Genomic DNA, 23,989 nt, shown 5'->3' with positions numbered 1-23,989 from the left:
AAAACAGAATGAAAAAAGTTGGAGATTACAGAAAGACATTAGGCGTTACTAAAGCTACAGAGTTAAAAGAAATCAAGAGTATTTATAGAGGCTTGATGAAAGATTGGCACCCTGATAAATTTAGCGATGATGCAGAAAAACATACTGAAGCGGAAGAAAAAAGCAAAGAAATTATTGAAGCATATAATTTTTTATTAAGCATTGCACCAGAAACTTTGGAGCATGCAAAAGAAGAGTATATTCAAACTACAACATTATCAAATATTCAAGATTTTCAATATAAAGATCAAATTCTACGAATCGATTTTTTTGACGGTAGTGGTTACGAATATTTTGATGTGCCAAGAGCGATGTATATCAAATTAGTAAACGCAGACTCTCCAGGAAGATTTGCTAGAAGACACATCTTCAACGCATTTCCTTATCGTAATGTGAGTAAATTGGCAACTGCTTAATCAGCTAGTGTCTCAAAATATTTATCCCAAATCTTAAAAACGTATTCGTAAGCTAAAACTTCGAATACGTTTTTGCTTTCTATCTGTTTCCAATCCATTAATTCATCCATAAATGATGGCTCTTCTAAGCCAGATGCAATACAAGCTTTAGTATAGAATTCTTTTCTAGAAGGATGATTAGGAGTTACACCGTGATATATTTTTCCGAATGCTTTTTGCTGAATGATCGCCTCTGTCATTCCAATGCAATCAGTTAAATGAATTAAGTTTATTGGGGCTAATCCATTAGCAATATTTTTTTTACCAGCAAAATGCTTTGCTAAATTCCTTTCTGGGCCAATTAACCCCGAGAAACGGATAATAGTTGTGGTGAAAATTAGATTTTGTATTAAAATATGTTCTGCTTCAAGTATTGCTTTTCCAGAATCAGTATTTGGTTGAGGAATTATATTTTCATCTACAACAAAATTTCCATCTTGATAAACCTTTGTAGAACTAATAAAAATAACCTGTTTAACATCTGCTTTTGCGGCAGCTTCTGCTATGTTTTTAATTTTAACAGGGAAATCCTGCAACTGCAATGAATTTTTTTTAGGAGGTATACTAATAATTAACAAGTCGCAATCAAAGAAACTAGCTTCATACTCAGATTTATCTGCCTCGAAATTAACCAGGTAAGCTTCGATGTTTGTCTCTTTAAGTAGGGTTAATTTATCTTCACTAGTGGTTGATCCTTTAACTGAATATCCGTTCTTAATTAGACTTTTTGCTAAAGCAAATCCATACCAGCCACATCCTAAAATGCTTATTTTCTTTTTTTGTTCTGTTTGATTATTTGTCATTTAATAGAATGAATTTTGAACAAGATAGGTTAATCAATGCTAAACAATGTCACCAAAAAAGAAAATTTCTAAGAGAACATATTTTATCTAATGATATGTTTAATTTTAATCGGAAAACTAAAAACAAAAAAATGAAAATTACAATCAAAGGTATTGTGTTACTTTTTGTAGCATTAGGTATGCAAGGACAACTTAATGCACAAGGAGTTAAATTGCCACAAGCAAGTAGTGGTCAAACTCTTATTCAAGATTTGGGGCTTGGGAAAGTTACACTAGTTTATTCTCGACCAAATGTAAAGGGCCGTAAAATATTTGGAGGATTAGAACCTTACAATAAAGTTTGGCGCACTGGAGCAAATTCAGCAACTGTAATCAAATTTACTGACGCGGTAAAAATCGAAGGACAAGATGTTCCGGCCGGTGAATATGGTTTATTTACTATTCCAAATAAAACAGAGTGGACTGTAATTTTAAACAAAACCTCAAAGCAATGGGGCGCATATGAGTATAAAGAAGCGGATGATATTTTACGTATCAAAGTAAAACCAATGAAGGTGAAAGATAAGGTGGAAACTTTTGCTATGCAATTTACCAATGTATTGCCAACCTCTGCTCAACTTCACATCATGTGGGAAAACACTGCAATAGCTGTTAACATTACGACTTCTATTGATGAGCAAGTAATGGCAAGTATTGATGCGGCAATGAAGACAGATAAAAAACCTTATGTTGGCGCAGCACAGTATTACTTAGATAACGGCAAGGATTTAGCAACTGCATTAGGTTGGATGAATGAAGCTGAAAAAGCAAATCCAAAAGTGCCATATATTAAACTATGGAAAGCTAAAATACAGTTGAAAATGGGAGATATTGCCGGAGCACTGGTCACTGCACAAGCTGGAGTTGATTTAGCTGTTGCAAATAAAGATGATGAATACATAAGATTAAACACGCAAGTTTTGGAAGATGCAAAACGTCAAGCAAAATCAAAAAGTAATGGCGGAGTTGTAACAAGAACTAAGACCTTTACTACCACAGAAGTTAGAAGAAATTAGAATTCCAATGGAATAAATTAATGGGCTGTTGGAGTTTTTTCAGCAGCCTTTTTTGTGTATTGTTGGATAATTAGCGATAAAATAACCACCAATAAACAACCAATAACATTTAACCAAAGATAGGCCACTACTTTGTTGTATCCACAAATACAAACTAAAATTTCTGATAAAATTGCAGCATAGAATACAGACTTTCCGTTAATTTTCTTGAGATAAAAAGCAACAATAAATACCCCTAAAATCGTTCCGTAAATAAAAGAGCCAAGTATATTTACTGCTTCTAATAAATTGCCAATTTTACTTGTAAATAATGCCATAACAATGCAAACCACGCCCCACATGATGGTTGCCCAACGAGATGCCTTAACGTATTGTAAATCGTTCGCTTCTTTATTAATTAATCTTTTGTAAATATCTACCACAGTGGTAGAAGCTAAAGAATTTAATGCACTTGCTGTAGAACCCATAGATGCTAAAAAAATAATTGCAATCAATAAGCCTATTAACCCTTTTGGTAAATATTGAGTAACAAAACTTAAAAAGACATAATTATTGTCATTTGTAGCACCATTTTTTTCAGCATTCTTATCATTTTTAATCATTAAATCTGTTAAGTTTTTTCGAATGCTTTTTGTTTGGTCATCTGCTTTTTTTACCACTAAACGTTGTTGTTCAATAGCAGTTTTATTATTCTGATCAAGAATTTCATCAAGCTTAATGACCGCTAATTTTTTGGCTTCAAAAGACGTGTTATACTCTTCATTTATCTTTTTCAGCTCTGCTTTGTATGGACTTTGTTCTAGTTTGTTTAATTCGTAAGAGTTAAAAAATAGCGGGGGTTTGTTGTACTGGTAAAAAGTGAAAACCAAAATCCCAATTAGTAAAATTAAAAACTGCATAGGAATTTTTACCAAACCATTCATCAATAAACCGAGCCGACTTTGGCTTACAGATGCGCCAGTTAGATAGCGGCCCACCTGACTTTGGTCTGTACCAAAATAAGAAAGTTGAAGAAAGAACCCTCCAATTAATCCACTCCAAACAGTGTATGGATTATCCCAATCGAAATGAAAATCAATAGCATTTGTTCTTCCCATTTTTCCAGCAATGGCAATAGCTTTACCAAATCCAATATTTCCTGGTAGGAGATGAACAACCATAATTCCGGCAGCAAATAAACCGCAAAAAATAATGCTCATTTGTAAAAGCTGTGTATAAGATACCGCTTTTGTGCCGCCATAAACAGTATAAAAAACAACTAAACTGCCAATAAATAAAGTTGTATAGGTGGTATCAATATTTAAAATAGTTGATAAAATAATAGATGGCGCATAAATGGTAATTCCAGTTGATAACCCACGTTGGATTAAAAATAGAAAAGCAGTTAACGCCCTTGTTTTTAAATCAAAACGTTGTTCTAGATATTCGTAAGCTGTATAAACTTTTAGACGATGAAAAATAGGTACAAAGGTGATGCACAACACAATCATAGCCAATGGTAAACCGAAATAGAATTGCACAAAGCTCATGCCCGATGAATAAGCCAAGCCTGGTGCGGATAAAAAAGTAATTGCACTTGCTTGTGTAGCCATTACCGAAAGGCAAACGGTATACCAAGGCAAACTTTGATTGCCCAATAAATAAGCCTGCATGCTTTGTGGGCCACTACTTTTGTAAACGCCATACCCCACAATTGCTAGCAAGGTTGTAAATAATACTGCCCAATCTACGTAGCTCATTCGAAATATTTAGTAAAGGCATAAAACAATGCGATTAAAAAAGCAAGCCATAGAATTAGTAATCTATAAAATTGTTTCCAGGTTTTTACAAATGGAGGTAATTCTTGCTCTGATTGCTTTTCGTCCATAATTAGGGTTGTTTTGGCGCTACTAAATTTGCAAATAATCGATAAGCACCAGGCACTCCTGCTGGTAACTCTCTAAAGAAAACTAAAGAGGTATACACAAATTTCCCTTTGCCATAATCGGTTATGAGTAGAGAACCATCTCCAGCTGTTTCTCCTGTATCATTCATGCTTAAAATGGTGGTATATTTTGGATCGATGTCTGATGCAAAATAAATACCTCTTTCTTGTACCCAACCTTCAAAATCTTTAGCTGTTATCTTATTCGGGTAATTTAAAGCGGAATGTGTAGGTGCCATAAAATTCACTTTAGCATCTTCTTCGGTTACTCTTTTAGCAGAAAGTTTAAAAGGGTAAGGGCCAATATTTTGTGTTTTTAAACCATTATTTACGTTGTATTGAATTAACAAAGTTCCACCATTTTGAACATACGCTAATAGTTTGGGTTGTATGATTTTAACTTCGTTATTAATGTTATACAAACGAACACCTGTTACTATTGCATCATAAATGGATAAGTCGTTATTAAGAATTTGTGTTGTGGTTAAATGCGTTACTTCATAACCAATTTGTTTCAGTGCATCAGCTACTAAATCGCCAGCTCCATCAATATATGCAATGCGTTTTCCAACAATTTTTAAATCTACTTTTTCTAATCTGGCATTAGCTTGAGGAAAGATGGTAATGTTAGGAATATGATCATAACTAATAGTTTTTAAGCTTTTATCATCAATATTTCCATTGGTATTTACCTGCAAAATTAAATTTCCATTGCTTGTCTCATTTCCCGGAGTAATGTTAAAATTTACAAGTTGTTCGTCACCTTTTTTCTCTAAATTGAAATTGATTTTTTCAGGATTACTTTTCCATCCCTTTGGTAATTGAGGCGTTATGAAACCAGCGCTGTTATTGCGAAAACTTTTAAGTTGAACGGAAACGTTTTTAGCAGAATTACCATTAAATAGATAAGCTTTCTCGCTCATTGTAGCTGTAACTGGAGGAGCTATAACTAAAGGTTGATAACGTTCACCACGAATTGGATCAGTAGATTTGAAAACCACAGGACTATTTAATTCGATTTGTTGATCATTAATTGTTAATTGAAGTTTAACACTCAACGATTTTGGATTCTCAGGAAAGCCAACATCTTGTTGAGACTTTATTACGAATTGACCAATGGAATGATTTTTTGTTAACCAATATGGCTGAGTACTATGAACTGATGAAGTAATAACTTTATAATCGGAAACTACCAATTTATTTGGTTCGAGTGGAATGGGTTTTTGATTTTCAATTGTTAAAGAAACATCTTTTGTTCTGGCAATTGCTTGAATTTTAACTGGGATAGAATCGCCAGTGGCATAGGTATTTTCCAGAGCATTTGTCTCTACCCAAACTCCAGCGCAGGCTAAAATCAAATCATCCACTAATTGGTGATTAAAAGAAATATCCTTACTTGCATTTTTAAGTTTTAATAAATTGGGTAAGGAAAGCCAGGGTTTGTCAACACGATAATTCGTTTGAATTTCTGATAGTAAAGGAGCCAGTTGGGAATTTTCTTGTGTTGTATTTATTCCATCAAAAAGCGAATTTTTAGCAGGTTCACCCGCAATAGGACTAAAATATTCAAAAGCTTCGCCACGTTGTAACGCAGAGCCAAATCCTTGACTTTTATGGTTTGTACGACTAATTGCTGCAATTTCGCCATAGCTTTTACCTAAAAGTGGATTGTACAAACCTACATCTATTTTCAGTTGGTCGGCTGATGTTGTATTCGTCCCTCCAAAATTAAATGTATTCCACACTATTCTTTTTGCTTGCCAAACCTGCACATATTTTAATTGTTCAGGAAAACGTTTGGGATCTGCAGCAGCAGAAAAAGCTTCTCTAGCTAAAATTGCAGAGCCCGAATGATGACCATGTCCAGCTCTAGCATCTTCAGGAAAACGAGTAATAATAACATCAGGTCTAAATTTGCGAATTACCCAAACTACGTCCGCCAAAATTTGTTCTTTACCCCAAATTTTAAAACTTTCTTCAGGAGTTTTAGAAAAACCAAAATCGTTTGCACGCGTAAAAAATTGTTCAGCTCCATCAATAAGGCGAGCTGCCAATAATTCTTGAGTACGAATTAATCCTAGCAATTCTGCCTGTTCGTTGCCAATTAAATTTTGTCCTCCATCACCTCTGGTAAGCGATAAATATCCTGTTCTTACTTTTTGCTCTTTTGCTAAATACGCCAATAACCTTGTGTTTTCATCGTCGGGATGTGCTGCAATATATAATACGCTTCCTTTAACACTTAGTTTAGAGATGCCCAATGCAATTTCAGCAGCATTCATTTGCTGCATTTGAGCTTTTAAAAGAAATGGGGGCAATAAAAGTAAAGCAAAAAAATAAGCCAGACGTTTCATAAGATTTGGTTATTGGACTAAATTAATTAAAATTTAACAGAACAAATGGACGTGAATTTATTCTTTACGTAACAATTTGCTCTAAGTGATGTTATATAGCAAAAGGAAGTGTTTTATACCTTTATGTGTAATTAGTCGTTAATATATCATGAATAAATTATTTTTAATTTGCCTATTGGCCGTTGGTTTGTCTTCGTGTAGCATTAATAAACAAACTCAACAAATTAAAGCGTTAGAGCAATGCGACTATAAATTGGTTAATGCATCTAATATTACAGTAGCTGGTACTGATGTAAAAAAATTAATAGATGAAAAATCTGTTAATTTAGTGAGTATTCCTGCATTAGCCTTGGGTTATTTAAGAAAAGACATTCCTTTACGAGCAAATTTAAATCTTCAAATTACCAACCCATCAGGCACTTTAGCTGCTATTAATAATTTCGAATATATTATTCTTATCAATAGACAAGAAATTGCAAATGGTTCAGTAAATCAACGCGTTAGTATCGACGCTGGCCAAAGCGTTACTGTACCGGTTCAACTGAATGCCAATATTTATCAGTTTATAGCCAATGGAAAAGTTTTAGATGATATTACTGCATTTTTAACTAGTGCAAGTAAAGGCACAGAAAAGAAAGGAATGGTTACACTTAAAATTAAACCATCAATACTAGTTGGAAATAATTTGGTTAAGTACCCTGGTTATATCACCATTGATAAAGAAGTAAGTAGTAAAATCTTACTCTAAAGCTTAACTCATCACATTTTTGCTAACGTTCATCACATTTCATAAAGTAATCTGCTAGGATTTACCATTTTTGGTTCATAATGTTAAACTCACCTACGAGATAATCGTAACAAAGTTGTTAAATCATCATTTTTATCAACTAATTTTTTAGGTTTGAGTAACATTATAAAAAATTTGGTGTCTTTTAGCTGTTTATCCCATTTTATGAAAAGAATTTTACTAGCCTTCGCTTTACTATTATGTACTAATTTCTTGTTTGCCCAAAGGGGAAGTATTACAGGAGTTCTATTAGATAGTACAAATCAAAAACTCACCTTAAATTATGCTACAGTTTCTGTTTTTAAAGGAACTGATACAGTTTTAACCACCTATAAATTATCTGATGATAAAGGTGTATTTAAGATTTCTAATCTCGAAGCTGGAATAAAATACCGCTTGGTAGTTAATGCTTGGATGTACAATGTTTTACGTAAGGAAGTAACCTTATCGCCAACTGCACTTAATTTAGATTTAGGAAAATTATTACTCTCTGGCAAAACGAATAACTTAAATGAAGTGGTTATCAATTCGGAAAGACCACCAATAATTGTTCGAAAAGATACCATAGAATTTAATGCAGAATCTTTTAAAACTCTACCAACTGCAGTAGTTGAAGATTTGTTGAAAAAACTGCCAGGTGTTGCAATTTCATCGGATGGATCGATACAAGTAAATGGAAAAACAGTAAGTAAAATTTTGGTTGATGGAAAAGAGTTTTTTGGTGGAGACCAACAAATGGCGACCAAAAATTTACCAGCAAATATTATTGATAAAATTCAGGTAAGCGATGATAAAGAAGCAAAGCGAAGAGACCCTGATCTACTGGCAGGAAATACACCGCAAGTCATTAATTTAAAATTGAAGAAAGCAATTAAAAAAGGAGCTTTTGGTAAATTGTATGCTGGTGGCGGACCTAATGATTTATTTGAAGCCGGTGGTATTATGAACTTTTTTAGAGATACTACGCAAGTTAGCGTTTTAGCGTATGGAAACAATATTAATAAACCTGGCTTTAGTATTGGTGATGTTTCTCGTATTGGAGGATTTAGTAGAGCAGGTATTAATTCGATTATGATTAATAGTGAAGGAGGTTTCGAACTAAATAATATTGGCTTTGGAGGAACTTCTACTGGTGTGCAACAATCGTTAGGTGCTGGAGCAAATTTTAACACCTTAACCAAGAATGGAATCAAGATTAATGGGAAATATTTCTTTGGACAAGCTAAAACTTTAATCGATCAATTCGTTGGTGTTGACCAGAATTTAGGAAGTGAAAAACAGTATACAAGTACTTTTTCAAATCTTAAAAACAAAAGCTATAATCACAATTTTGGTGCAAGAGCCGAATGGAAAATTGATAGTTTAACAGAATTCTCTTTTGAGCCAACGGTTACCTTGAACATTTTACGAAATTTAGGGATAACCCAAACTGAAAATAGAAACACAACCAACCAATTAATAAATAATGGTGTAAATAACTCCCGTTTTCGTGGCGATAATGCAGATTATTCTTTACTAACTAGCTTATGGAAAGATTTTAAAAAGGCTGGACGTTCTTTAAATACCAGCGTTAGCCTTACTAAAAAAGATAACTTGAGTGATAATTTTAATAGTTCTAATAGTAATTTTTATTTGCCAGCACCATCAACATTAAGTATAGATCAATTAAGGGATAATAACATTAGAAATTTTGGGATTTATTTGAGTGCGAATTACAATGAACCAATCGGTAAAAAATTACGGTTAAGTTTAGCTGTTGGCGCAAACTATTTAGATAATGAAAATGCACTTTCTACTTTTTATAAAAACCCTCTAGATCAAGCCTATGATGTTGAAGTGCCAAATTTATCTCAAACTGTTACGCAAAGCGGATATAAATCAAACACGAGAACAAGTTTAAGATGGAAAGCTACAAAGGATTTAAGTATACAGCCAGGCTTTGTTTTTAATACAATTGATTTAAAGAACAACTTTAGTACATACCCATCATTTGAGCAACATTATCAGTTTATAGCACCGTCTTTAAACATTACGTACAAATCATTAAATTTAAGTTACTCGCCCTCATTTAGAGAACCAGATGTAAAATACATTCAGCCTGTAACTAACAACACTGATCCTTTATTTGAGCAAAAAGGTAATCCAAACTTGTTACCAGCTAAGTCTTATCAAGTCAACTTAAATTTTTATAAATACGACACAAAACGTTCACTTAATTACAATTTAAACTCGAATGGAAGTGTGCAGAACAATGCTGTAATTATGGCTAGAACCATTTCTCCAACAGGTGTGCAAACAAATACGCCAATTAATGCTGATGGCATTTGGCGTTTTTATTTAGGTGGAAACATTAACAAAGACTTTAAGAACGGGACAAGACAATTCACATTTGGAACAGGATTTTATTCTAATTATACCCGCAACATTGTACAAGTAAATGATGTAAGAAGTTATGCTAAAACTATAACTATTGCACCAAGAATTAGTGGTAGAATTAACTTGAATGATAAATTTGAATTGGGGGAATCATATAGCGTTGCCTATAACAAAAGCACTTATGATGATCCATTTTACAGAGATCTAAATTTTTATACACACAATAGTGAAACTGAATTAATTGTTCGTTTGCCGAAGAAAATGGTTTGGGAAACTACCTACAAGATTCAACATAACACTCAAAAAACTGCTGGCTTTAGCAACAATGTAGAAATTTGGAATGCTGCCCTTACTTTATTGTTTATGAAGAACGATAGAGCACAATTAAAGTTTGCTATTAATGATATTCTAAATACCAACACAAGAAGATATATTTCTATTAGTGAAAACTCAATTCGCGATACACGTACAAATAACTTAGGCAGACATGGTTTGGTTACGTTAACCTACAATATTCAAAATTTTGGCGGTAAAGTAGGTGGTAAGGATACATTTTTTAGATTTTAGGCAAGGAAGCTGACCATTGTACATTAGCATTAATTAAAAGTCAGTTGACAATTGTTCTTAGTCAACTGACAATTCAAAAAATACAACTGTCAATTCTCCTTCGACTGTTGAAAAATTAGAAAATACGGTTGTTTATTTTCTTTTTACAGTTGTCAATTTAAAAAACACAGTTGTTTATTTTTCTTCGACGGTTGAAAAATTAAAAAATACGGTTGTTTATTTTTTTTTTACAGTTGTCAATTTAAAAAAAACAGTTGTTTATTTTTCTTCGAGGGTTGAAAAATTAAAAAATACGGTTGTTTATTTTCTTTTTACAGTTGTGAATTCAAAAAATACAGTTGTTTATTTTCCTTCGACGGTTGAAAAATTAAAAAACACAGTCGTTTATTTTCTTTTTACAGTTGTTAATTCAAAAAATACAGTTGTTTATTTTCCTTCGACGGTTGACAAAATAAAAAACACAGTTGTCTTATTTCCTTTTGCAAGGTGATAAGATCTTCATTACTATCTTTTTAAAATAATCAATACTTTAACTATTGAATAAATTTGTAAACAAAAAATTAATAATGGAAGATTTACAAGTTAGAAAAGCCACAATACAGGATTTAATTACAGTTCAACTCATAAGTAAAGAAACTTTCTTTGAAACATTTGCCAATAGCAATACCGAAGAGAATATGAACAAGTATCTTGAAGAGAGTTTTAATGATGATAAATTAATTAGCGAATTAACTAATCCAAATTCATCATTCTATGTTGCTTGGGAAGATGAAACCCCAGTTGGCTATCTAAAATTAAACACAGGAACTGCACAAACTGAAATGCTAGACGAAACTGCTCTTGAAATAGAACGCATTTATGTGAAGGCAAGTTATCATGGTAAAAAAGTTGGTCAACTTCTTTATGAAAAAGCATTAGAGGTAGCTCAACAAGAACATAATTCCTATTTATGGTTGGGCGTTTGGGAAAAAAATCCTCGGGCAATAAGATTTTATGAAAAGAATGGATTTATAGCATTTGAAAAGCATATGTTCAAAATGGGTGATGAGGAGCAGCTTGATATTATGATGAAGAAAGAATTGCATGAATAGGGTAAAGGCTACTAATCACTTTGGCTTGTATGTGGTAATCTGTTTTGCCATTCCTTTAAACAATACCAAATGAAAAGGGAACATCGCATACCAATACATTCTGCCCCATAAACCATGTGGCCTGAAAGTGGCAATTTGGGAGAGGTAAGATTTACCATGGTATTGAATAATCTTGAATTCGAGCCAAGCTTCGCCTGGCACTTTCATTTCTGCGTAAAGCAACAAACGTTTATTGGTTTTGTCAGCTAATAGAACTCTCCAAAAGTCTAACACATCGCCAGCTTGTAGAGATACATTACTGGTACGCCCTCGCCTTGTACCAACACCACCAAACATTTTATCTAAAAATCCCCTTAAACTCCAAAGCCAATCTAAGTAATACCAACCACGACTACCCCCAATACCCCAAATGTTTTCAAAAACTTCTTCTGCCTTTCGTTCAAAAGGCATTTTAACTTTATACTCTACAGTTCCATTTTGTGGCACTTTTACCTGATCCATAAAAGACGTTTCGAGATAGCCTCTATTCAAAGCATCTTTCCAACTACTTACAATAGAATTTTGTTCTATTTTTTCGAAAGCTAAATTAAGTGCTTCTTTATAGGTTAAGCATTCTTTAGGGACAGCTTTTTGTATGTTATCGTTCTTGCAGATCACCTCGTTCTTCATGCTATCAACAAGGCTTCTAGCTAAAGAATATGGCACGGCGGTTACTAAGTTTAACCAAAGTGATGACAATTTTGGGGTTAATACTGGAACCGTAATGATCCATCGTTTTAAGCCTCGAGATTCGCTATATTGCAATAGCATTTGTTTGTACGTTAATATGTCGGGACCACCAATATCAAACACTTCATTATAGGCTTTCTCATTTTTCAAAACGCCACTTAAATAAGCCAGCACATCCCTAATGGCAATAGGTTGGCACCTTGTTTTTACCCATTTTGGTGCAACCATTACAGGAAGTTTCTCTGCTAAATCTCTTATTATTTCGAAAGAAGCAGAGCCGGATCCAATGATGATGGCAGCCCTTAAAATGGTATAGGATATACCCGAGCTTTTAAGTTCTTCTTCTACTGCTAGGCGAGAGGTTAGATGTTTAGAAAGTTCATCATCATTAGCAATTCCTGTTAAATAAATGATTTGTTTACAAGCAGTTTTTTGAATTTGTTGTACAAAATTTTGTGCTGACTTTAGTTCTAAGTCGGCAAAATCTTCTCCACTTCCAGACATAGAATGCACTAAATAATATGCCGCCTCAATATCATTTGGAATACTTTTTAAGCTTTCAGAAATTAACAAATCGCCTGTAATGATTTGTACTTTATTTCCAAAATCACTTTCAAGAGCAAATCTACGTGGATCACGAACCATGCAAATCACATCATGGCCATTTTCTAATAACACAGGAAGTAAGCGTGTGCCGATATAGCCGTTTGCGCCGGTAAGTAGAATTTTCATGTTTGTGAATGAATAATTATATACGTAACAGCCAAGCTAAGCGATTTGTTATTTCCTTTTTACGTGTGGTTTATAAGTATCAGTTTTTACAGTTGCGTTCAATTCATGAAGAATAGTATACAAACCAAAGTTGGTGCGGTTAATGTAAATGAAATGCTTTACGCCACGAGCTTGTTTAAACTCTGGCATTTTGCTAATCTTTTCACCGTAATTATACAAATCTTCAAAAAATGATTTTTCACTAAAGTCAAAAGTATTAGTAACATATGGCTTAGCAAAAAGAGAAATCATTTCTTTGTAAGCTTTGTAATAGAATTCGATTTGAGAAGGGGTGTCATTTGGTAAAATCATTGCCAACTGGCGGAATGCTTTTATGGTTTCTTCTTTATCTTCGAATAAATCTGTAGATGTTAAAGAGAAGAACGGTTCATAAAAATCATCTGGCATTTCTTTAATACAACCAAAATCTATAGCACCAAGTTTTTCATCTTTAGTAATTAAGAAATTGCCTGGATGTGGATCTGCATGTACTTTTCTTAACTCGTGCTGTTGAAAATTATAAAAATCCCATAAAGCCTGACCAATTTTATTTTTTAATTCTTGTGAAGGATTAGTGTTTAAAAATTCTTTTAAATGCATTCCTTCAAGCCAATCCATTGTGATAATTCTATTGCTAGAAAATTGTGGATAATATTCTGGAAAAACTATATTATTTAAGTTCTTACAAGCTTCGGCAAATTCAACAGAACTGCGTACCTCACGCTCATAATCCGTTTCTTCCAACAAACGCTCTTCCACCTCTTTCATGTACACACTCAATTCCTTTTCACTCATGCCTAATAAGCGAAAGGCAATTGGTTTCACCATTTTTAAATCTGATGAAATGCTATCTCCAACTCCAGGATATTGAATTTTAACAGCCAATTTTTTACCATCTAATTCTGCTTCATGCACCTGTCCTATAGAAGCGGCATGAGTAGATTTTATGTTAAACTTATCGAATATTTTTTCTGGTGTTTTCCCAAAACTCTTAGTAAAGGTGCGAACAATTAACGGCCCAGATAATGGCGGTGCATTATATTGTGACTGTGTAAATTTATCTACGTAAGCTCTTGGCAAGATATTTTTATCCATGCTTAGCATCTGTGCAATTTTTAAGGCAGAACCCTTCAATTCACTCAACGAATTGTAAATATCTGATGCATTATCCTCATTCAATTCATCACGGCTTAGATCTGGATTGAAGAGTTTTTTTGAATAATGTTTTATGTAATTGCCGCCGATCTGAAAACCTGTTTTAACAAATTTAGCAGAACGCTCTACCTTGGTGGTAGGCATTGTTTCTTGTGCTTTCATTTAGTCTTTAAAAACCCATTTTTTCTTTCAACTTTCCGTTTTGCGAAAGAAATTTTCCGTACTCGAAAAGGTTATCTATTGGCGATCTTTGGAAAAGATCAAAAGTTACTTGGATTCCTTTTTCTATAGCTTCATCTGTTTTTTCGAAGCCTTTGCTGTCATCATCAATCCAAAAATTTAATATAAACGCATATTGCACCCAAAGCGCATCTTTATAACGCTTGCTGAAAAATTTACGATCAGCTAGTTCGCCAGTTTCTAAACCCTCTTCAATTAGTTGTGTTGCAAAGTTTTCGAAAATTGGTTTTACACCAGATAGAACAGCTGGAGTGCCAAGTTTAAGGGGTTGTTTTCTCAAGCTATAAATCACGAAACTGCGACTTCCTTTTAACAGCTCTATGTAACAGTAAAAGAACGATAACATTTTCTCTCTAGATGAATATTGTGCCCAAAGTTCTTGTTTTTCGACTTCTTCAATCGCCGTAAGTGTCAATTCAAACCAAATGTTTTTTTCAATGCTATCAAAGGATGCATAAAATGCATAGAAATCAGCCTCTGTTATCTTTAATTTTTTAACGAAAGTATAAACTGATTTTGGTTGTTCGTTGTGTGTTAACACATAGTCGATATACCCTTTTTGGATTTGCGCTTGAGTTGCCATTTTCTTTTTATTTAAAAACGTAAAAAATGTGGTCTTGGTTTCCGAAACCACTCAAAATTAAGACTTTATTTATCACCGCTTTGCAATAAAATAGCGAAGTAATTATGCGCCTTTTGTAAGCACCAAGCCTAACCCAACCGCTAAAAAACCAAAAAGTATGCTGGCTATAGCATAAGTAATTAAGGTTAAGTAGTTGTTACTTTGTAATAAGGAAATATTCTCTGCAGCGAAAGTAGAAAAGGTTGTATAGCCACCGCAGAAACCTGTGATGAAAAGTAATTTTAAATTATTATCGGGATTGGAGTTTGCAAAATAGCCAATTAATAATCCAATAATAAAACAACCTAAAACATTGGTAATAAATGTGGCTAAAGGAAATGCATTGGCATAATACTTTGCCGTTAGGATAGAAGTTAAGTATCGAAATATACTTCCAATTCCGCCACCCAAGCCTACTAATAAAAGTTGTTTTATCATATTAAAAGTATTGCTCAAAGAAATTTAAATCAACCTCATAAACAGTTTTTGGTTTTAGTCCTAATTCAACCCTTTCAAACATCCTGACTAATTTTTCACCATCAACTAATTCAATTTGTGGTGCACCATCTCTATTGGCTTCCTTAATCGCTTCTGAAGTATAATGACCAGTCGTTAACATAATGCCTTTTTCGGCTCTTCCAATCATTGCATTTCTAAAATCACCAACCTGAGATCTAGAAACACCACCTTTATATCTTTTGCATTGAAACAATACCTTAAAACTTACAAAAGGGTTAATCTCTAAAATACCGTAACCATCAATTCCCCCATCATGAGATTTGCCTGTTACTATTACGTTTTCAAAACCTGATTTTCTTAATAGTAGTTGACAAATCTTTTCAAAACCATGAGGAGATACTGATTGAAGAGTACTTAATAAATCGGACCTATCGTTTAACTCTAAGGAATTCAGCGGGGGCATCAATAGAAACATCAACGATTACATTTTTATCGGTCTCTTTACGAGCCTTTGTATAAATAGAAACCCATTTTTTGACAATTTTTCTTGAATCTTCAACGGAAAGACTTGTTTTTTCTCCTTTAGGAGTTAGTATCCAGGTACCTCTACTATCTTTTTCAAGTAGTCCTTCCCAAACTAGATATTGTCGTGCCCACGCAACTTGATTGTGAAACCTAGATTCTCCTGATTTTAAGGTTTGATTTAAGATTGAATCAGAAAGGTTTAACCTACTTGCAATTGCTTCAGATACTTCTCTAGGTTTACCAGAACCATCTAATTCCCTCAAAGCATCCAAAATTGGCCCTAGCCAGTTTAAAAATTCTGCTTGTTTTTTGCTCATTTTTATTTCAATCCTAATCTATGTTTTCTTAACGTATCTTTTGCAATATCATAACCGGCATCCGCATGGCGGATAACACCCATTGCAGGATCATTATGTAATACACGTTTTATTCTGATGGCTGCATCTTCAGTTCCATCTGCAACAATCACCATCCCAGCATGAATAGAATAACCAATACCTACGCCACCACCATGATGTAAGGATACCCAACTTGCACCACCAGCGGTATTAATTAATGCATTTAAAATTGGCCAATCGGCTACTGCATCAGAACCATCTAACATGGCTTCAGTTTCACGGTTTGGCGAGGCTACAGAGCCTGTATCTAAATGATCTCGACCAATTACGATTGGGGCTTTTACTTTTCCATCAGCTACTAATTTATTAAATGCCAAACCCGCTTTTTCTCTTTCACCTTGTCCTAACCAGCAAATACGAGCAGGTAAACCTTGAAAAGCAATGCGTTCTTGAGCCATTGTAATCCATTGGCGCAAACTTTCGTTTTCTGGAAAAAGCTCTAAAATTAATTTATCGGTTTCATAAATGTCTTGTGGATCGCCACTTAAAGCTGCCCATCTAAAAGGACCTTTTCCTTCACAAAATAAAGGACGAATATAAGCGGGTACAAAACCCGGAAAATCAAAAGCATTTTTTACACCGGCTTCTAGAGCTCTACCGCGTAAATTATTGCCATAATCAAAAGTTATTGCGCCACGTTTTTGCAATTCCAACATTTGTTGTACATGTTTTGCCATTGTTGCATAAGAACGCTTGGTATACTCTTCAGGATTTTCTGTTCTCAGTACATTTGCTTGCTCAACAGATAATCCCTCTGGGAAATAACCAATTAATGGATCATGAGCTGAAGTTTGATCGGTTAAGGTATCTGGAACGATATTTCTATCAATTAAACGTTGTAAAAGTTCTACTGCATTACAAACTACGCCAATTGAAATGGCTTTATTTTCATTTTTATAGGTTAATGCTTTATCAATTGCCTCATCAATATCGTAAGCAATTTCATCAATATATCTAGTTTCTAAACGTTTTTTAATACGCCATTCTTCTACATCGGCCGCTAAGCAAACCCCTTGATTCATAGTAATAGCCAAAGGTTGTGCCCCGCCCATTCCGCCTAAACCAGCGGTAACATTTAACGTGCCTTTTAAATTGCTTTGAAAATGTTTTTTGGCAAGAGCCGAATAGGTTTCATACGTTCCTTGTACAATTCCTTGTGATCCGATGTAAATCCACGAGCCAGCTGTCATCTGACCGTACATCATTAAACCCTTATCTTCTAATTCATCAAAATGTTGTTGAGTTGCCCATTTTGGTACGAGTTGAGAATTAGAAATTAAAACCCGTGGAGCATCTTTATGAGTTGGTAAAACACCAACTGGTTTACCTGATTGGATGAGTAAGGTTTCATCTTCCTCTAAGTTTTTTAAGGCTTTTATAATTAAAACTAATGCTTCTTTATTACGAGCAGCTTTTCCTCTCCCTCCGTACACAATTAAATCTTCTGGACGCTCAGCAACATCTGGATCTAAGTTATTTAACAGCATTCTTAAGGCTGCTTCTTGCACCCAACCTTTACAAGTTAATGTGCTTCCAATAGGTGTTTGCTTAATTTTAAGGTTTAAACCTTCTTCAATGTTCGTCGTCATATCAAGGCAATGTTACAATTCCAAATGTAGGAAATTTATGTTATTTGCTTAGGTTTGCTATTGAAATTGAAAAAGAAGCGTTTACATATCCAAAAAATTTTAACTGTAGTTATGCTGTGGGTGTTTTCACTTGCGATAACTCCTTGGAGTGCTTTTCACCATCACGAGCAAGTTGTAGATACAGCAGCTGAAAAACATTGTACTCATAAACTGCATCTAAAAACACAGCAAGATACCTGTTTAATTTGTGCTGCTCATTTCGAAAAAAATTATACCATCACTTCGTCTTCTTACATCACTTATTTAACAAGTAAGTTGATGCCGAAAAATATTGCTATTGTAACGAGTTCTTACGCAGAACTTATTTCTACCTCGCTTAGAGGTCCACCAAATTTGTCATAGTATTTCACAAATTGAGTAAGCAAAAAGCTTATATCCCCTTATTATTTAATTACCTGATGAATAGCTATTAGTTTATACTAATGCACTATTTTATCCTTAAAAATATATTATGATGAACAAGATACGCCTAATAATGGTTGTACTATTTGCCTGTTTTTCTATACCAGTATTAGCTATAGAAGTAACAGAAGTTAAAGGAAAAGTTACCGATGCCACCACTAAAGAGCCTCTTTCTGGCGCTACAATTTACATTTCAGATTTAAAAGCTACCACTACCACAAACGCCAATGGCGAATTTACGTTTACAAGTATTCCTGCTAAAGGAAAGTTTTTAGTAGAAGTACGATATGTAGGTTATAAAACAACTTCTAAGCAAGTTGATTTGGCTGCTAATAATCAAATTACATTTGAACTAGAACAATCTGTTATTGAAAGTGCCGAAGTAGTAATTACAGGAACGCCTTATAGTTCGAATAACAAAACAAACAGTTTAGCTGTAGTTTCTGTAAATAGAGAAAAGTTAGCACAAGCTGCAGGAACAAATATTATAGATGCAATTGCCAAAGTGCCTGGTATTTCTCAAGTAACAACAGGTGGTGCCATTTCAAAACCATCTATTCGCGGGTTGGGTTATAACCGTGTGTTAACTATTGTGGATGGTGCAAGAGAAGAGGCCCAACAATGGGGAGATGAACATGGCGTTGAGGTTGATCAATTTTCTGCCAATCGAATTGAAGTTTTAAAAGGTCCTGCAAGTTTATTGTATGGTTCTGATGCCTTAGGCGGAGTAATTAATATTATTGATGATTTAGTACCAGCACCTGGAGATTTTAATGGAAACTTCACCACGAGTTATAGCACAAACAATGGCTTAACAGCATCTTCCTTAATGTTACAGGGCAATACAAACGGTTTCGTTTATCGTGGTCGTGTATCGTATAAAAACGCATATGGTTTTAGCTATGGCGATAAAACGGTTCCAAATTCTGGTTTTAACGAAACTAATTTTAGTGGAATGTTAGGTTTGAACAAAACTTGGGGCTATGCACATTTAAGTTTATCAAAGTTTAGTACAAATGTTGGATTGGTAGAAAATGGTCCAAATGCAAATGGCGATTATGAAGATGAAAATGGAGCAATAATTACCAAAGATGAAGCACAAACTAGAAAACTTGATCTTCCTTTCCAAAATATTAATCATTATCGTGCTGCTTTAAATAGTAATATCCTTTTAGGTGGTGGACAATTGAAAACTACGTTGGCTTTTCAGCGAAATATTCGTAAAGAATTTGAAGAAAGTGCAATTGAACCAGGTTTAAATTTAGGATTGAACTCTTATACCTATGATGTGAAATATTCTTTCGCGAATAGTGGTGTTTGGGAGCCTACTATTGGATTACAAGGAATGCATCAAACGAATTTAAACAGTGGAGATGAGTTTTTAATACCAGATTATACAAGTGATAATATTGGCGCATTTGCTTATTTGAAACGTAATTTCACAAATGGAGCAATTAATGCAGGTATTCGTTACGATTATAAAAATGTAGATGGAGATGATCTGACGGCAGACGGAAACCAAGTGTTTACAGCATTCAATAATAAGTTTTCTAATATTTCTGGATCAATTGGTTTTGCATTTGAAATTGCAAAAAACCTAAACCTAAAGGGGAATGCTGGTTCAGGATTTAGAGCACCAAATATTGCAGAGTTAGGGGCAAATGGTCGTCATGAAGGTACATTTAGATACGAAATTGGTAACAGTAACTTAAAACAAGAAACCAGTTTACAATTCGATTTAGGATTAGAATACAATGCGGAGAAAGTAACGGTTGGCTTAAACGCATATAGCAACCGTATTTACAATTACATTTATCCAGGTAACTTTAACAATGAGACTTATCCTTTCCTAGAAGAAAATGGCAGCACAACTACATTGCCATTGTATCGTTATGTGCAAACAGATGCAGAGCTATTAGGTGGTGAAGCTTCTGTAGATTTTCATTTAATTAAATCTCTACATTTTGAAAATACCTTCGCTTATGTAAAAGGAACTAACAAAGCAAACAATACAGCTTTACCTTTTATTCCAGCTGCAAGTTTAAATAATGAACTACGTTTTGAACCAACAATTAAAGGATTGAAAGATAGTTTTATCAAAATTGGTTTAACGAATGTTTTTAAGCAAGATCGTTTTGATAGTTTCGAGACAGAAACAGATGGTTATACTTTGTTAGACGCTGGTATTGGAACTTCGTTAAAAGTTAAAAATGGTAAAATTAACGTATGGGTTACTGGACAAAATTTGGGCAACAAATTATACTATAATCATTTAAGTAGATATAAACCTGCTGGTATTTACAATCCAGGACGTAATGTAAGTTTTGGAATAAGTGTTCCGTTACTATAGTTTAATGGTTCATTAGCTGAACTATTATTAGGTTGGGTTCACCAACCAAAATAAAAGCCGCAGATTTGCAGATTATTTTAATCAGCGAATCTGCGGCTTTTTCATGCCCTACAACGTTTAAATCTACTATTTGCTCTAAACGGGTAACTCCTAACAAAATTAATTTCAAAAATAATTTGGTGATTTCAAAATAACATCATAATTTAGTGTATTATTTAACTAATACAGTAGAATATGATTAAAATTAACAACCTGAATTTTGGTTACCGCAAAAATCAACTGTTATTCAAAAATATGAGCATGCAATTAAGTACTGGACATATTTATGGATTGCTAGGAAAAAATGGTGCGGGTAAATCAACCTTATTAAAAAACATCGCAGGATTGGTTTACGCAGATAGCGGATCAATGGATGTTATGGGCTATGACCCATCAAAACGACAACCTGCATTATTAGCGGAAATTTGTTTTATCCCTGAAGAGTTTTATTTGCCGTCGATTAAAATTGATGCGTATGTAAAAGCAAATGCAGGTTTTTATCCAAATTTTGATCATCCGTATTTTACTGCGCTTTTAGGAGAGTTTGATATTCCTGTGGCACAAAAATTAATTGACATGTCTTACGGACAAAAGAAAAAGGTGATCATCGCTTTTGGCTTAGCTACTCAGGCTAAATTGGTAATTATGGATGAGCCAACCAATGGTTTAGATATCCCTTCAAAAGCTCAATTCCGTAAAATTATGGCATCGGCTTTAACAGATGATCGTTGCATTATCATTTCAACACATCAAGTTAGAGATTTAGATAATTTAATTGATACCGTAATTATGCTCGATGAAAATAAAGTAGCCTTAAAAGCATCAGTTGATGAAATTACTGACAAACTTTGCTTTAAACGCGTAAAAGAAATCGATGATAAAGTAATTTACGCCGAACCTTCTTTAGCTGGTTATAATGCAGTGGTACAAAACTTTCATCAAGAAGATAGTAAACTTGATTTAGAGTTGCTATTTAATGCTGTACTAGCAGAAAAGAACAAATTAAAACCAATTTTTAACTAAATCTTAAACAGACATGAACAACACATTTAACATACAACGTTTTGGTCTTTTGTTGAAGAGACAATGGCTAGAATTTGGTAAAATTTACCTGATTACGTTAGCGGTTGCGCTAGGAGTAATCCTTACTTTTTATAGCCTTTCACTATGGGGTTATATTACAGAAGTAACGCCTTTTTATGAAAGAGCGCTTCAATTTAGAGAGCCTTTATTTTTAATTTTAGGCTTCTTGTTTATTACTGTTATTGCAAGTAATTATTTTGCTCATTTGGGTCAAAAACCAAAAGCTATTATAGATTTAATGATACCTGCATCGACTTTTGAGAAATTTTTAACAGGGATTATATTTACGGCACTATTAAGTACAGTTAGCTTTATACTAATATTTTACCTAACAGATTTAGCGTTTATAGCTAAGTTAAGGAGTATTTACACAAGTGTGGAACAGCTTACACCTTATGTGCACAATGGTCAAGAAATTAACAGTTATGATAATTTAGCGTATTTCTTTTCAAAAAATACCGGTGATGATAAGTTTTTACCAATCTATTATGCTCCATTCTTTGTCACCAGTATATTCTTGTTAGGTTCTATTTATTTTAACAAGTTCCACTACATCAAAACTGCTATTTCGGTTATGATTTTCTCTGGAATTTGGACAGCAATTATTATTAAATCTGGAAAACTATTGTTTGATAATAGATCGCCTATTAACCAAACAACCCGTAATTTTTCTGGAAAAGATAATGTAGAAATATGGCTAACATTGCTATTGGTTGCACTCACGTTAATTTTTTGGAGCCTTACTTACGTTCGCCTTAAAGAAAAAGAGGTTTAATTTTAAATGGTATAGATATGGAATTTAGAGATAATAAGGCAATATACCTTCAAATAGCAGAGTACGTTTGCGAGCATATTTTGCTTGGCAAATGGAATGCAGACGAAAAAGTTCCCTCGGTTAGGGAAATGGCTGTAGAGCTAGAGGTAAACCCAAATACAGTAATGCGTACTTACGAATTACTTCAAAGTAAAAATATAATTAATAACAAAAGAGGTATTGGGTTTTTTATAGCAGATGATGCTATTGCACAGGTAAAAAGCTATAGAAAAACTCAGTTTATGGACGATGAACTTCCTGTTGTTTTCCGCAACATGTATTTATTAAACATCGGGTTTGATGAATTGGAAAATCGCTACAACACTTTTGTAAAAGAAACTTTTAATCCTTAAAGAAATGAAATTAAGTAATAAATTATTAATCGGATTTGCATTAGCATTAATTCTTATTCCTTTAATGGGAATGATTTATGTTTCTCGAGTATACTATAAAGAAGGCGGGGATACACTTGCAGATAAGGTTCGAAAAGTGGAAAACTTTAGCACTCCAACCGAAAACATGGAAAGTAAAGCAATGGCCATACCATTTGAATCAATTAATGTTGAGGATGCTAAAAGATTAGGCATCTATGTTAATATTATTAAAGATGAAAAATTTGGTGTAAAAATCCCTAAAGAACTAAAAGATGTGATCAATTTTAATGTTGATGCAAATGGGCAATTACAAATTACATTTAATAATAAACAAGCAAAAAACGACAATTCTTATACTACGATATGGGTTTATGCTCCAACTATTAAACAAGTAAATGTTGTAAATGCTAGAGGTGTTTATTTAGATGCAAAATTAGATTCTTTGATTTTGAATGTTAAAAAATCAGGTTCAATAAGCTTGCAAAATGATTTAGAGTTAAAGTCTTTTACTATCAATACAGAAGAAGTAGGAGATTTATATTTATCTAATGTTGATATAAAGTCTCTAAATGTGAAGCTAAATGGTACGGACTTTAAGACACAGAACAACTCATTTGAGAATTTATCAATCGAAACTCATGGTAAAAGCAATATAGAGATTAGCAGCTATGAGGATAAAAGCAAAGCTTATGCAGTTAAAAATCTAACTATAAACACTTTCGACTTAGCAGATGTTAAAGTGGAAAATATTAAGATTAACAATTGTTCTGGTAGTTTCTCAGATCAAACAACAGTACAAATGCCTGCGGTTAATTTGAACCAAATGTATAAGAAGTAAACTAATCGTCATTGCGAGGCACGAAGCAATCCTACAACTTTGGTTTAAAGACTATTGCTTTAAGATTGCTTCGCTTTGCTCGTAATGACG

The 23,989-nt window shown here is 33.7% G+C and carries 21 protein-coding genes; 11 read left to right on the top strand and 10 right to left on the bottom strand.

What is annotated here, in order from left to right:
* Window positions 1-8 precede the first annotated feature (8 nt).
* Window positions 9-455, top strand: coding sequence for a KTSC domain-containing protein (locus ACHMWN_RS03650; protein ID WP_397303531.1), 447 nt, complete (start codon window positions 9-11; stop codon window positions 453-455).
* Here the strand turns inward: ACHMWN_RS03650 and ACHMWN_RS03645 are convergent.
* Window positions 452-1,297 (bottom strand): NAD(P)H-binding protein, encoded by an 846-nt coding sequence (locus tag ACHMWN_RS03645; protein WP_397297824.1) that lies wholly within the window; start codon window positions 1,295-1,297, stop codon window positions 452-454. The two genes, ACHMWN_RS03650 and ACHMWN_RS03645, sit on opposite strands and share 4 nt — an antisense overlap.
* A gap of 131 nt (window positions 1,298-1,428) precedes the next feature.
* Here ACHMWN_RS03645 and ACHMWN_RS03640 point away from each other — a divergent pair, with 131 nt between their 5' ends.
* The gene (locus ACHMWN_RS03640; RefSeq protein ID WP_397297822.1) at window positions 1,429-2,352 is read left to right on the top strand and encodes a DUF2911 domain-containing protein; all 924 of its coding nucleotides are present in this window, start codon (window positions 1,429-1,431) and stop codon (window positions 2,350-2,352) included.
* A 17-nt stretch (window positions 2,353-2,369) separates the two neighbouring features.
* Here ACHMWN_RS03640 and ACHMWN_RS03635 read toward each other — a convergent pair whose 3' ends face one another.
* Together ACHMWN_RS03635 and ACHMWN_RS03630 are read right to left on the bottom strand one after the other, a co-directional pair.
* Window positions 2,370-4,091 (bottom strand): sodium:solute symporter, encoded by a 1,722-nt coding sequence (locus tag ACHMWN_RS03635; RefSeq protein WP_397297821.1) that lies wholly within the window; start codon window positions 4,089-4,091, stop codon window positions 2,370-2,372.
* Between the two features lie 130 nt (window positions 4,092-4,221).
* Window positions 4,222-6,567, bottom strand: a complete 2,346-nt coding sequence (locus ACHMWN_RS03630) for a PIG-L family deacetylase (protein WP_397297819.1) — start codon at window positions 6,565-6,567, stop codon at window positions 4,222-4,224.
* Between the two features lie 211 nt (window positions 6,568-6,778).
* On the opposite strand from ACHMWN_RS03630, the gene ACHMWN_RS03625 reads away from it, so the two are divergent.
* The 3 genes from ACHMWN_RS03625 (at window position 6,779) to ACHMWN_RS03615 (ending at window position 11,451) form a co-directional block, all read left to right on the top strand.
* On the top strand, window positions 6,779-7,378 hold the full coding sequence (locus tag ACHMWN_RS03625; protein ID WP_397297818.1) for a hypothetical protein: 600 nt from the start codon (window positions 6,779-6,781) through the stop codon (window positions 7,376-7,378).
* A gap of 204 nt (window positions 7,379-7,582) precedes the next feature.
* Window positions 7,583-10,360 (top strand): outer membrane beta-barrel protein, encoded by a 2,778-nt coding sequence (locus ACHMWN_RS03620; protein ID WP_397297817.1) that lies wholly within the window; start codon window positions 7,583-7,585, stop codon window positions 10,358-10,360.
* Window positions 10,361-10,926: 566 nt separating this feature from the next.
* Complete coding sequence (locus ACHMWN_RS03615; RefSeq protein ID WP_397297816.1) at window positions 10,927-11,451, top strand: GNAT family N-acetyltransferase; 525 nt, start codon at window positions 10,927-10,929, stop codon at window positions 11,449-11,451.
* A 15-nt stretch (window positions 11,452-11,466) separates the two neighbouring features.
* Here the strand turns inward: ACHMWN_RS03615 and ACHMWN_RS03610 are convergent, their stop codons facing one another.
* From ACHMWN_RS03610 to hutU, 7 genes are all read right to left on the bottom strand, one after another.
* Window positions 11,467-12,912, bottom strand: coding sequence for an SDR family oxidoreductase (locus ACHMWN_RS03610; protein WP_397297814.1), 1,446 nt, complete (start codon window positions 12,910-12,912; stop codon window positions 11,467-11,469).
* Window positions 12,913-12,960: 48 nt separating this feature from the next.
* Window positions 12,961-14,268 (bottom strand): ABC1 kinase family protein, encoded by a 1,308-nt coding sequence (locus ACHMWN_RS03605; RefSeq protein WP_397297812.1) that lies wholly within the window; start codon window positions 14,266-14,268, stop codon window positions 12,961-12,963.
* A 7-nt stretch (window positions 14,269-14,275) separates the two neighbouring features.
* Entirely contained in the window at window positions 14,276-14,929 is a 654-nt protein-coding gene (locus ACHMWN_RS03600) for a TetR family transcriptional regulator C-terminal domain-containing protein (RefSeq protein WP_397297810.1), read from the bottom strand.
* Between the two features lie 102 nt (window positions 14,930-15,031).
* Window positions 15,032-15,406, bottom strand: a complete 375-nt coding sequence (gene crcB, locus ACHMWN_RS03595) for a fluoride efflux transporter CrcB (protein ID WP_397297808.1) — start codon at window positions 15,404-15,406, stop codon at window positions 15,032-15,034.
* Window position 15,407: 1 nt separating this feature from the next.
* Entirely contained in the window at window positions 15,408-15,890 is a 483-nt protein-coding gene (locus ACHMWN_RS03590; RefSeq protein ID WP_397297806.1) for a restriction endonuclease, read from the bottom strand.
* Window positions 15,856-16,269, bottom strand: coding sequence for a winged helix-turn-helix domain-containing protein (locus ACHMWN_RS03585; RefSeq protein ID WP_397297805.1), 414 nt, complete (start codon window positions 16,267-16,269; stop codon window positions 15,856-15,858). Before ACHMWN_RS03585 ends, ACHMWN_RS03590 begins: the two co-directional genes overlap by 35 nt.
* A 2-nt stretch (window positions 16,270-16,271) precedes the next feature.
* Window positions 16,272-17,939: a urocanate hydratase gene (gene hutU, locus ACHMWN_RS03580; protein WP_397297803.1), complete on the bottom strand. Its 1,668-nt coding sequence runs from the start codon at window positions 17,937-17,939 to the stop codon at window positions 16,272-16,274.
* 111 nt (window positions 17,940-18,050) lie between these two features.
* Here hutU and ACHMWN_RS03575 point away from each other — a divergent pair, with 111 nt between their 5' ends.
* From ACHMWN_RS03575 to ACHMWN_RS03550, 6 genes are all read left to right on the top strand, one after another.
* Window positions 18,051-18,341 carry a hypothetical protein gene (locus ACHMWN_RS03575; protein WP_397297801.1) on the top strand — a complete coding sequence of 97 codons (291 nt, stop codon included), beginning with the start codon at window positions 18,051-18,053 and terminating at the stop codon, window positions 18,339-18,341.
* Between the two features lie 109 nt (window positions 18,342-18,450).
* Entirely contained in the window at window positions 18,451-20,751 is a 2,301-nt protein-coding gene (locus tag ACHMWN_RS03570) for a TonB-dependent receptor (protein ID WP_397297800.1), read from the top strand.
* 234 nt (window positions 20,752-20,985) lie between these two features.
* Entirely contained in the window at window positions 20,986-21,813 is an 828-nt protein-coding gene (locus ACHMWN_RS03565) for an ATP-binding cassette domain-containing protein (RefSeq protein WP_397297798.1), read from the top strand.
* Window positions 21,814-21,826: 13 nt separating this feature from the next.
* Window positions 21,827-22,648, top strand: coding sequence for a hypothetical protein (locus ACHMWN_RS03560; RefSeq protein WP_397297796.1), 822 nt, complete (start codon window positions 21,827-21,829; stop codon window positions 22,646-22,648).
* Between the two features lie 17 nt (window positions 22,649-22,665).
* A complete protein-coding gene (locus ACHMWN_RS03555; protein ID WP_397297795.1) occupies window positions 22,666-23,040 on the top strand; it encodes a GntR family transcriptional regulator in 375 nt (124 codons plus the stop codon).
* A gap of 4 nt (window positions 23,041-23,044) precedes the next feature.
* Window positions 23,045-23,899: a GIN domain-containing protein gene (locus ACHMWN_RS03550; RefSeq protein ID WP_397297794.1), complete on the top strand. Its 855-nt coding sequence runs from the start codon at window positions 23,045-23,047 to the stop codon at window positions 23,897-23,899.
* Window positions 23,900-23,989 lie beyond the last annotated feature (90 nt).

Origin of the sequence: Pedobacter sp. UC225_61 (assembly GCF_044452285.1) — a bacterium.
Classification (GTDB): domain Bacteria; phylum Bacteroidota; class Bacteroidia; order Sphingobacteriales; family Sphingobacteriaceae; genus Pedobacter.
This window is presented reverse-complemented; position numbering and strand designations above follow the sequence as displayed.

Coding starts and splice junctions, on each gene's coding strand:
- ACHMWN_RS03650 (WP_397303531.1), top strand. CDS start 9: ATGAAAAAAGTTGGAGATTACAGAAAGACATTAGGCGTTACTAAAGCT.
- ACHMWN_RS03645 (WP_397297824.1), bottom strand. CDS start 1,297: ATGACAAATAATCAAACAGAACAAAAAAAGAAAATAAGCATTTTAGGA.
- ACHMWN_RS03640 (WP_397297822.1), top strand. CDS start 1,429: ATGAAAATTACAATCAAAGGTATTGTGTTACTTTTTGTAGCATTAGGT.
- ACHMWN_RS03635 (WP_397297821.1), bottom strand. CDS start 4,091: ATGAGCTACGTAGATTGGGCAGTATTATTTACAACCTTGCTAGCAATT.
- ACHMWN_RS03630 (WP_397297819.1), bottom strand. CDS start 6,567: ATGCAGCAAATGAATGCTGCTGAAATTGCATTGGGCATCTCTAAACTA.
- ACHMWN_RS03625 (WP_397297818.1), top strand. CDS start 6,779: ATGAATAAATTATTTTTAATTTGCCTATTGGCCGTTGGTTTGTCTTCG.
- ACHMWN_RS03620 (WP_397297817.1), top strand. CDS start 7,583: ATGAAAAGAATTTTACTAGCCTTCGCTTTACTATTATGTACTAATTTC.
- ACHMWN_RS03615 (WP_397297816.1), top strand. CDS start 10,927: ATGGAAGATTTACAAGTTAGAAAAGCCACAATACAGGATTTAATTACA.
- ACHMWN_RS03610 (WP_397297814.1), bottom strand. CDS start 12,912: ATGAAAATTCTACTTACCGGCGCAAACGGCTATATCGGCACACGCTTA.
- ACHMWN_RS03605 (WP_397297812.1), bottom strand. CDS start 14,268: ATGAAAGCACAAGAAACAATGCCTACCACCAAGGTAGAGCGTTCTGCT.
- ACHMWN_RS03600 (WP_397297810.1), bottom strand. CDS start 14,929: ATGGCAACTCAAGCGCAAATCCAAAAAGGGTATATCGACTATGTGTTA.
- crcB (WP_397297808.1), bottom strand. CDS start 15,406: ATGATAAAACAACTTTTATTAGTAGGCTTGGGTGGCGGAATTGGAAGT.
- ACHMWN_RS03590 (WP_397297806.1), bottom strand. CDS start 15,890: ATGCCCCCGCTGAATTCCTTAGAGTTAAACGATAGGTCCGATTTATTA.
- ACHMWN_RS03585 (WP_397297805.1), bottom strand. CDS start 16,269: ATGAGCAAAAAACAAGCAGAATTTTTAAACTGGCTAGGGCCAATTTTG.
- hutU (WP_397297803.1), bottom strand. CDS start 17,939: ATGACGACGAACATTGAAGAAGGTTTAAACCTTAAAATTAAGCAAACA.
- ACHMWN_RS03575 (WP_397297801.1), top strand. CDS start 18,051: ATGCTGTGGGTGTTTTCACTTGCGATAACTCCTTGGAGTGCTTTTCAC.
- ACHMWN_RS03570 (WP_397297800.1), top strand. CDS start 18,451: ATGATGAACAAGATACGCCTAATAATGGTTGTACTATTTGCCTGTTTT.
- ACHMWN_RS03565 (WP_397297798.1), top strand. CDS start 20,986: ATGATTAAAATTAACAACCTGAATTTTGGTTACCGCAAAAATCAACTG.
- ACHMWN_RS03560 (WP_397297796.1), top strand. CDS start 21,827: ATGAACAACACATTTAACATACAACGTTTTGGTCTTTTGTTGAAGAGA.
- ACHMWN_RS03555 (WP_397297795.1), top strand. CDS start 22,666: ATGGAATTTAGAGATAATAAGGCAATATACCTTCAAATAGCAGAGTAC.
- ACHMWN_RS03550 (WP_397297794.1), top strand. CDS start 23,045: ATGAAATTAAGTAATAAATTATTAATCGGATTTGCATTAGCATTAATT.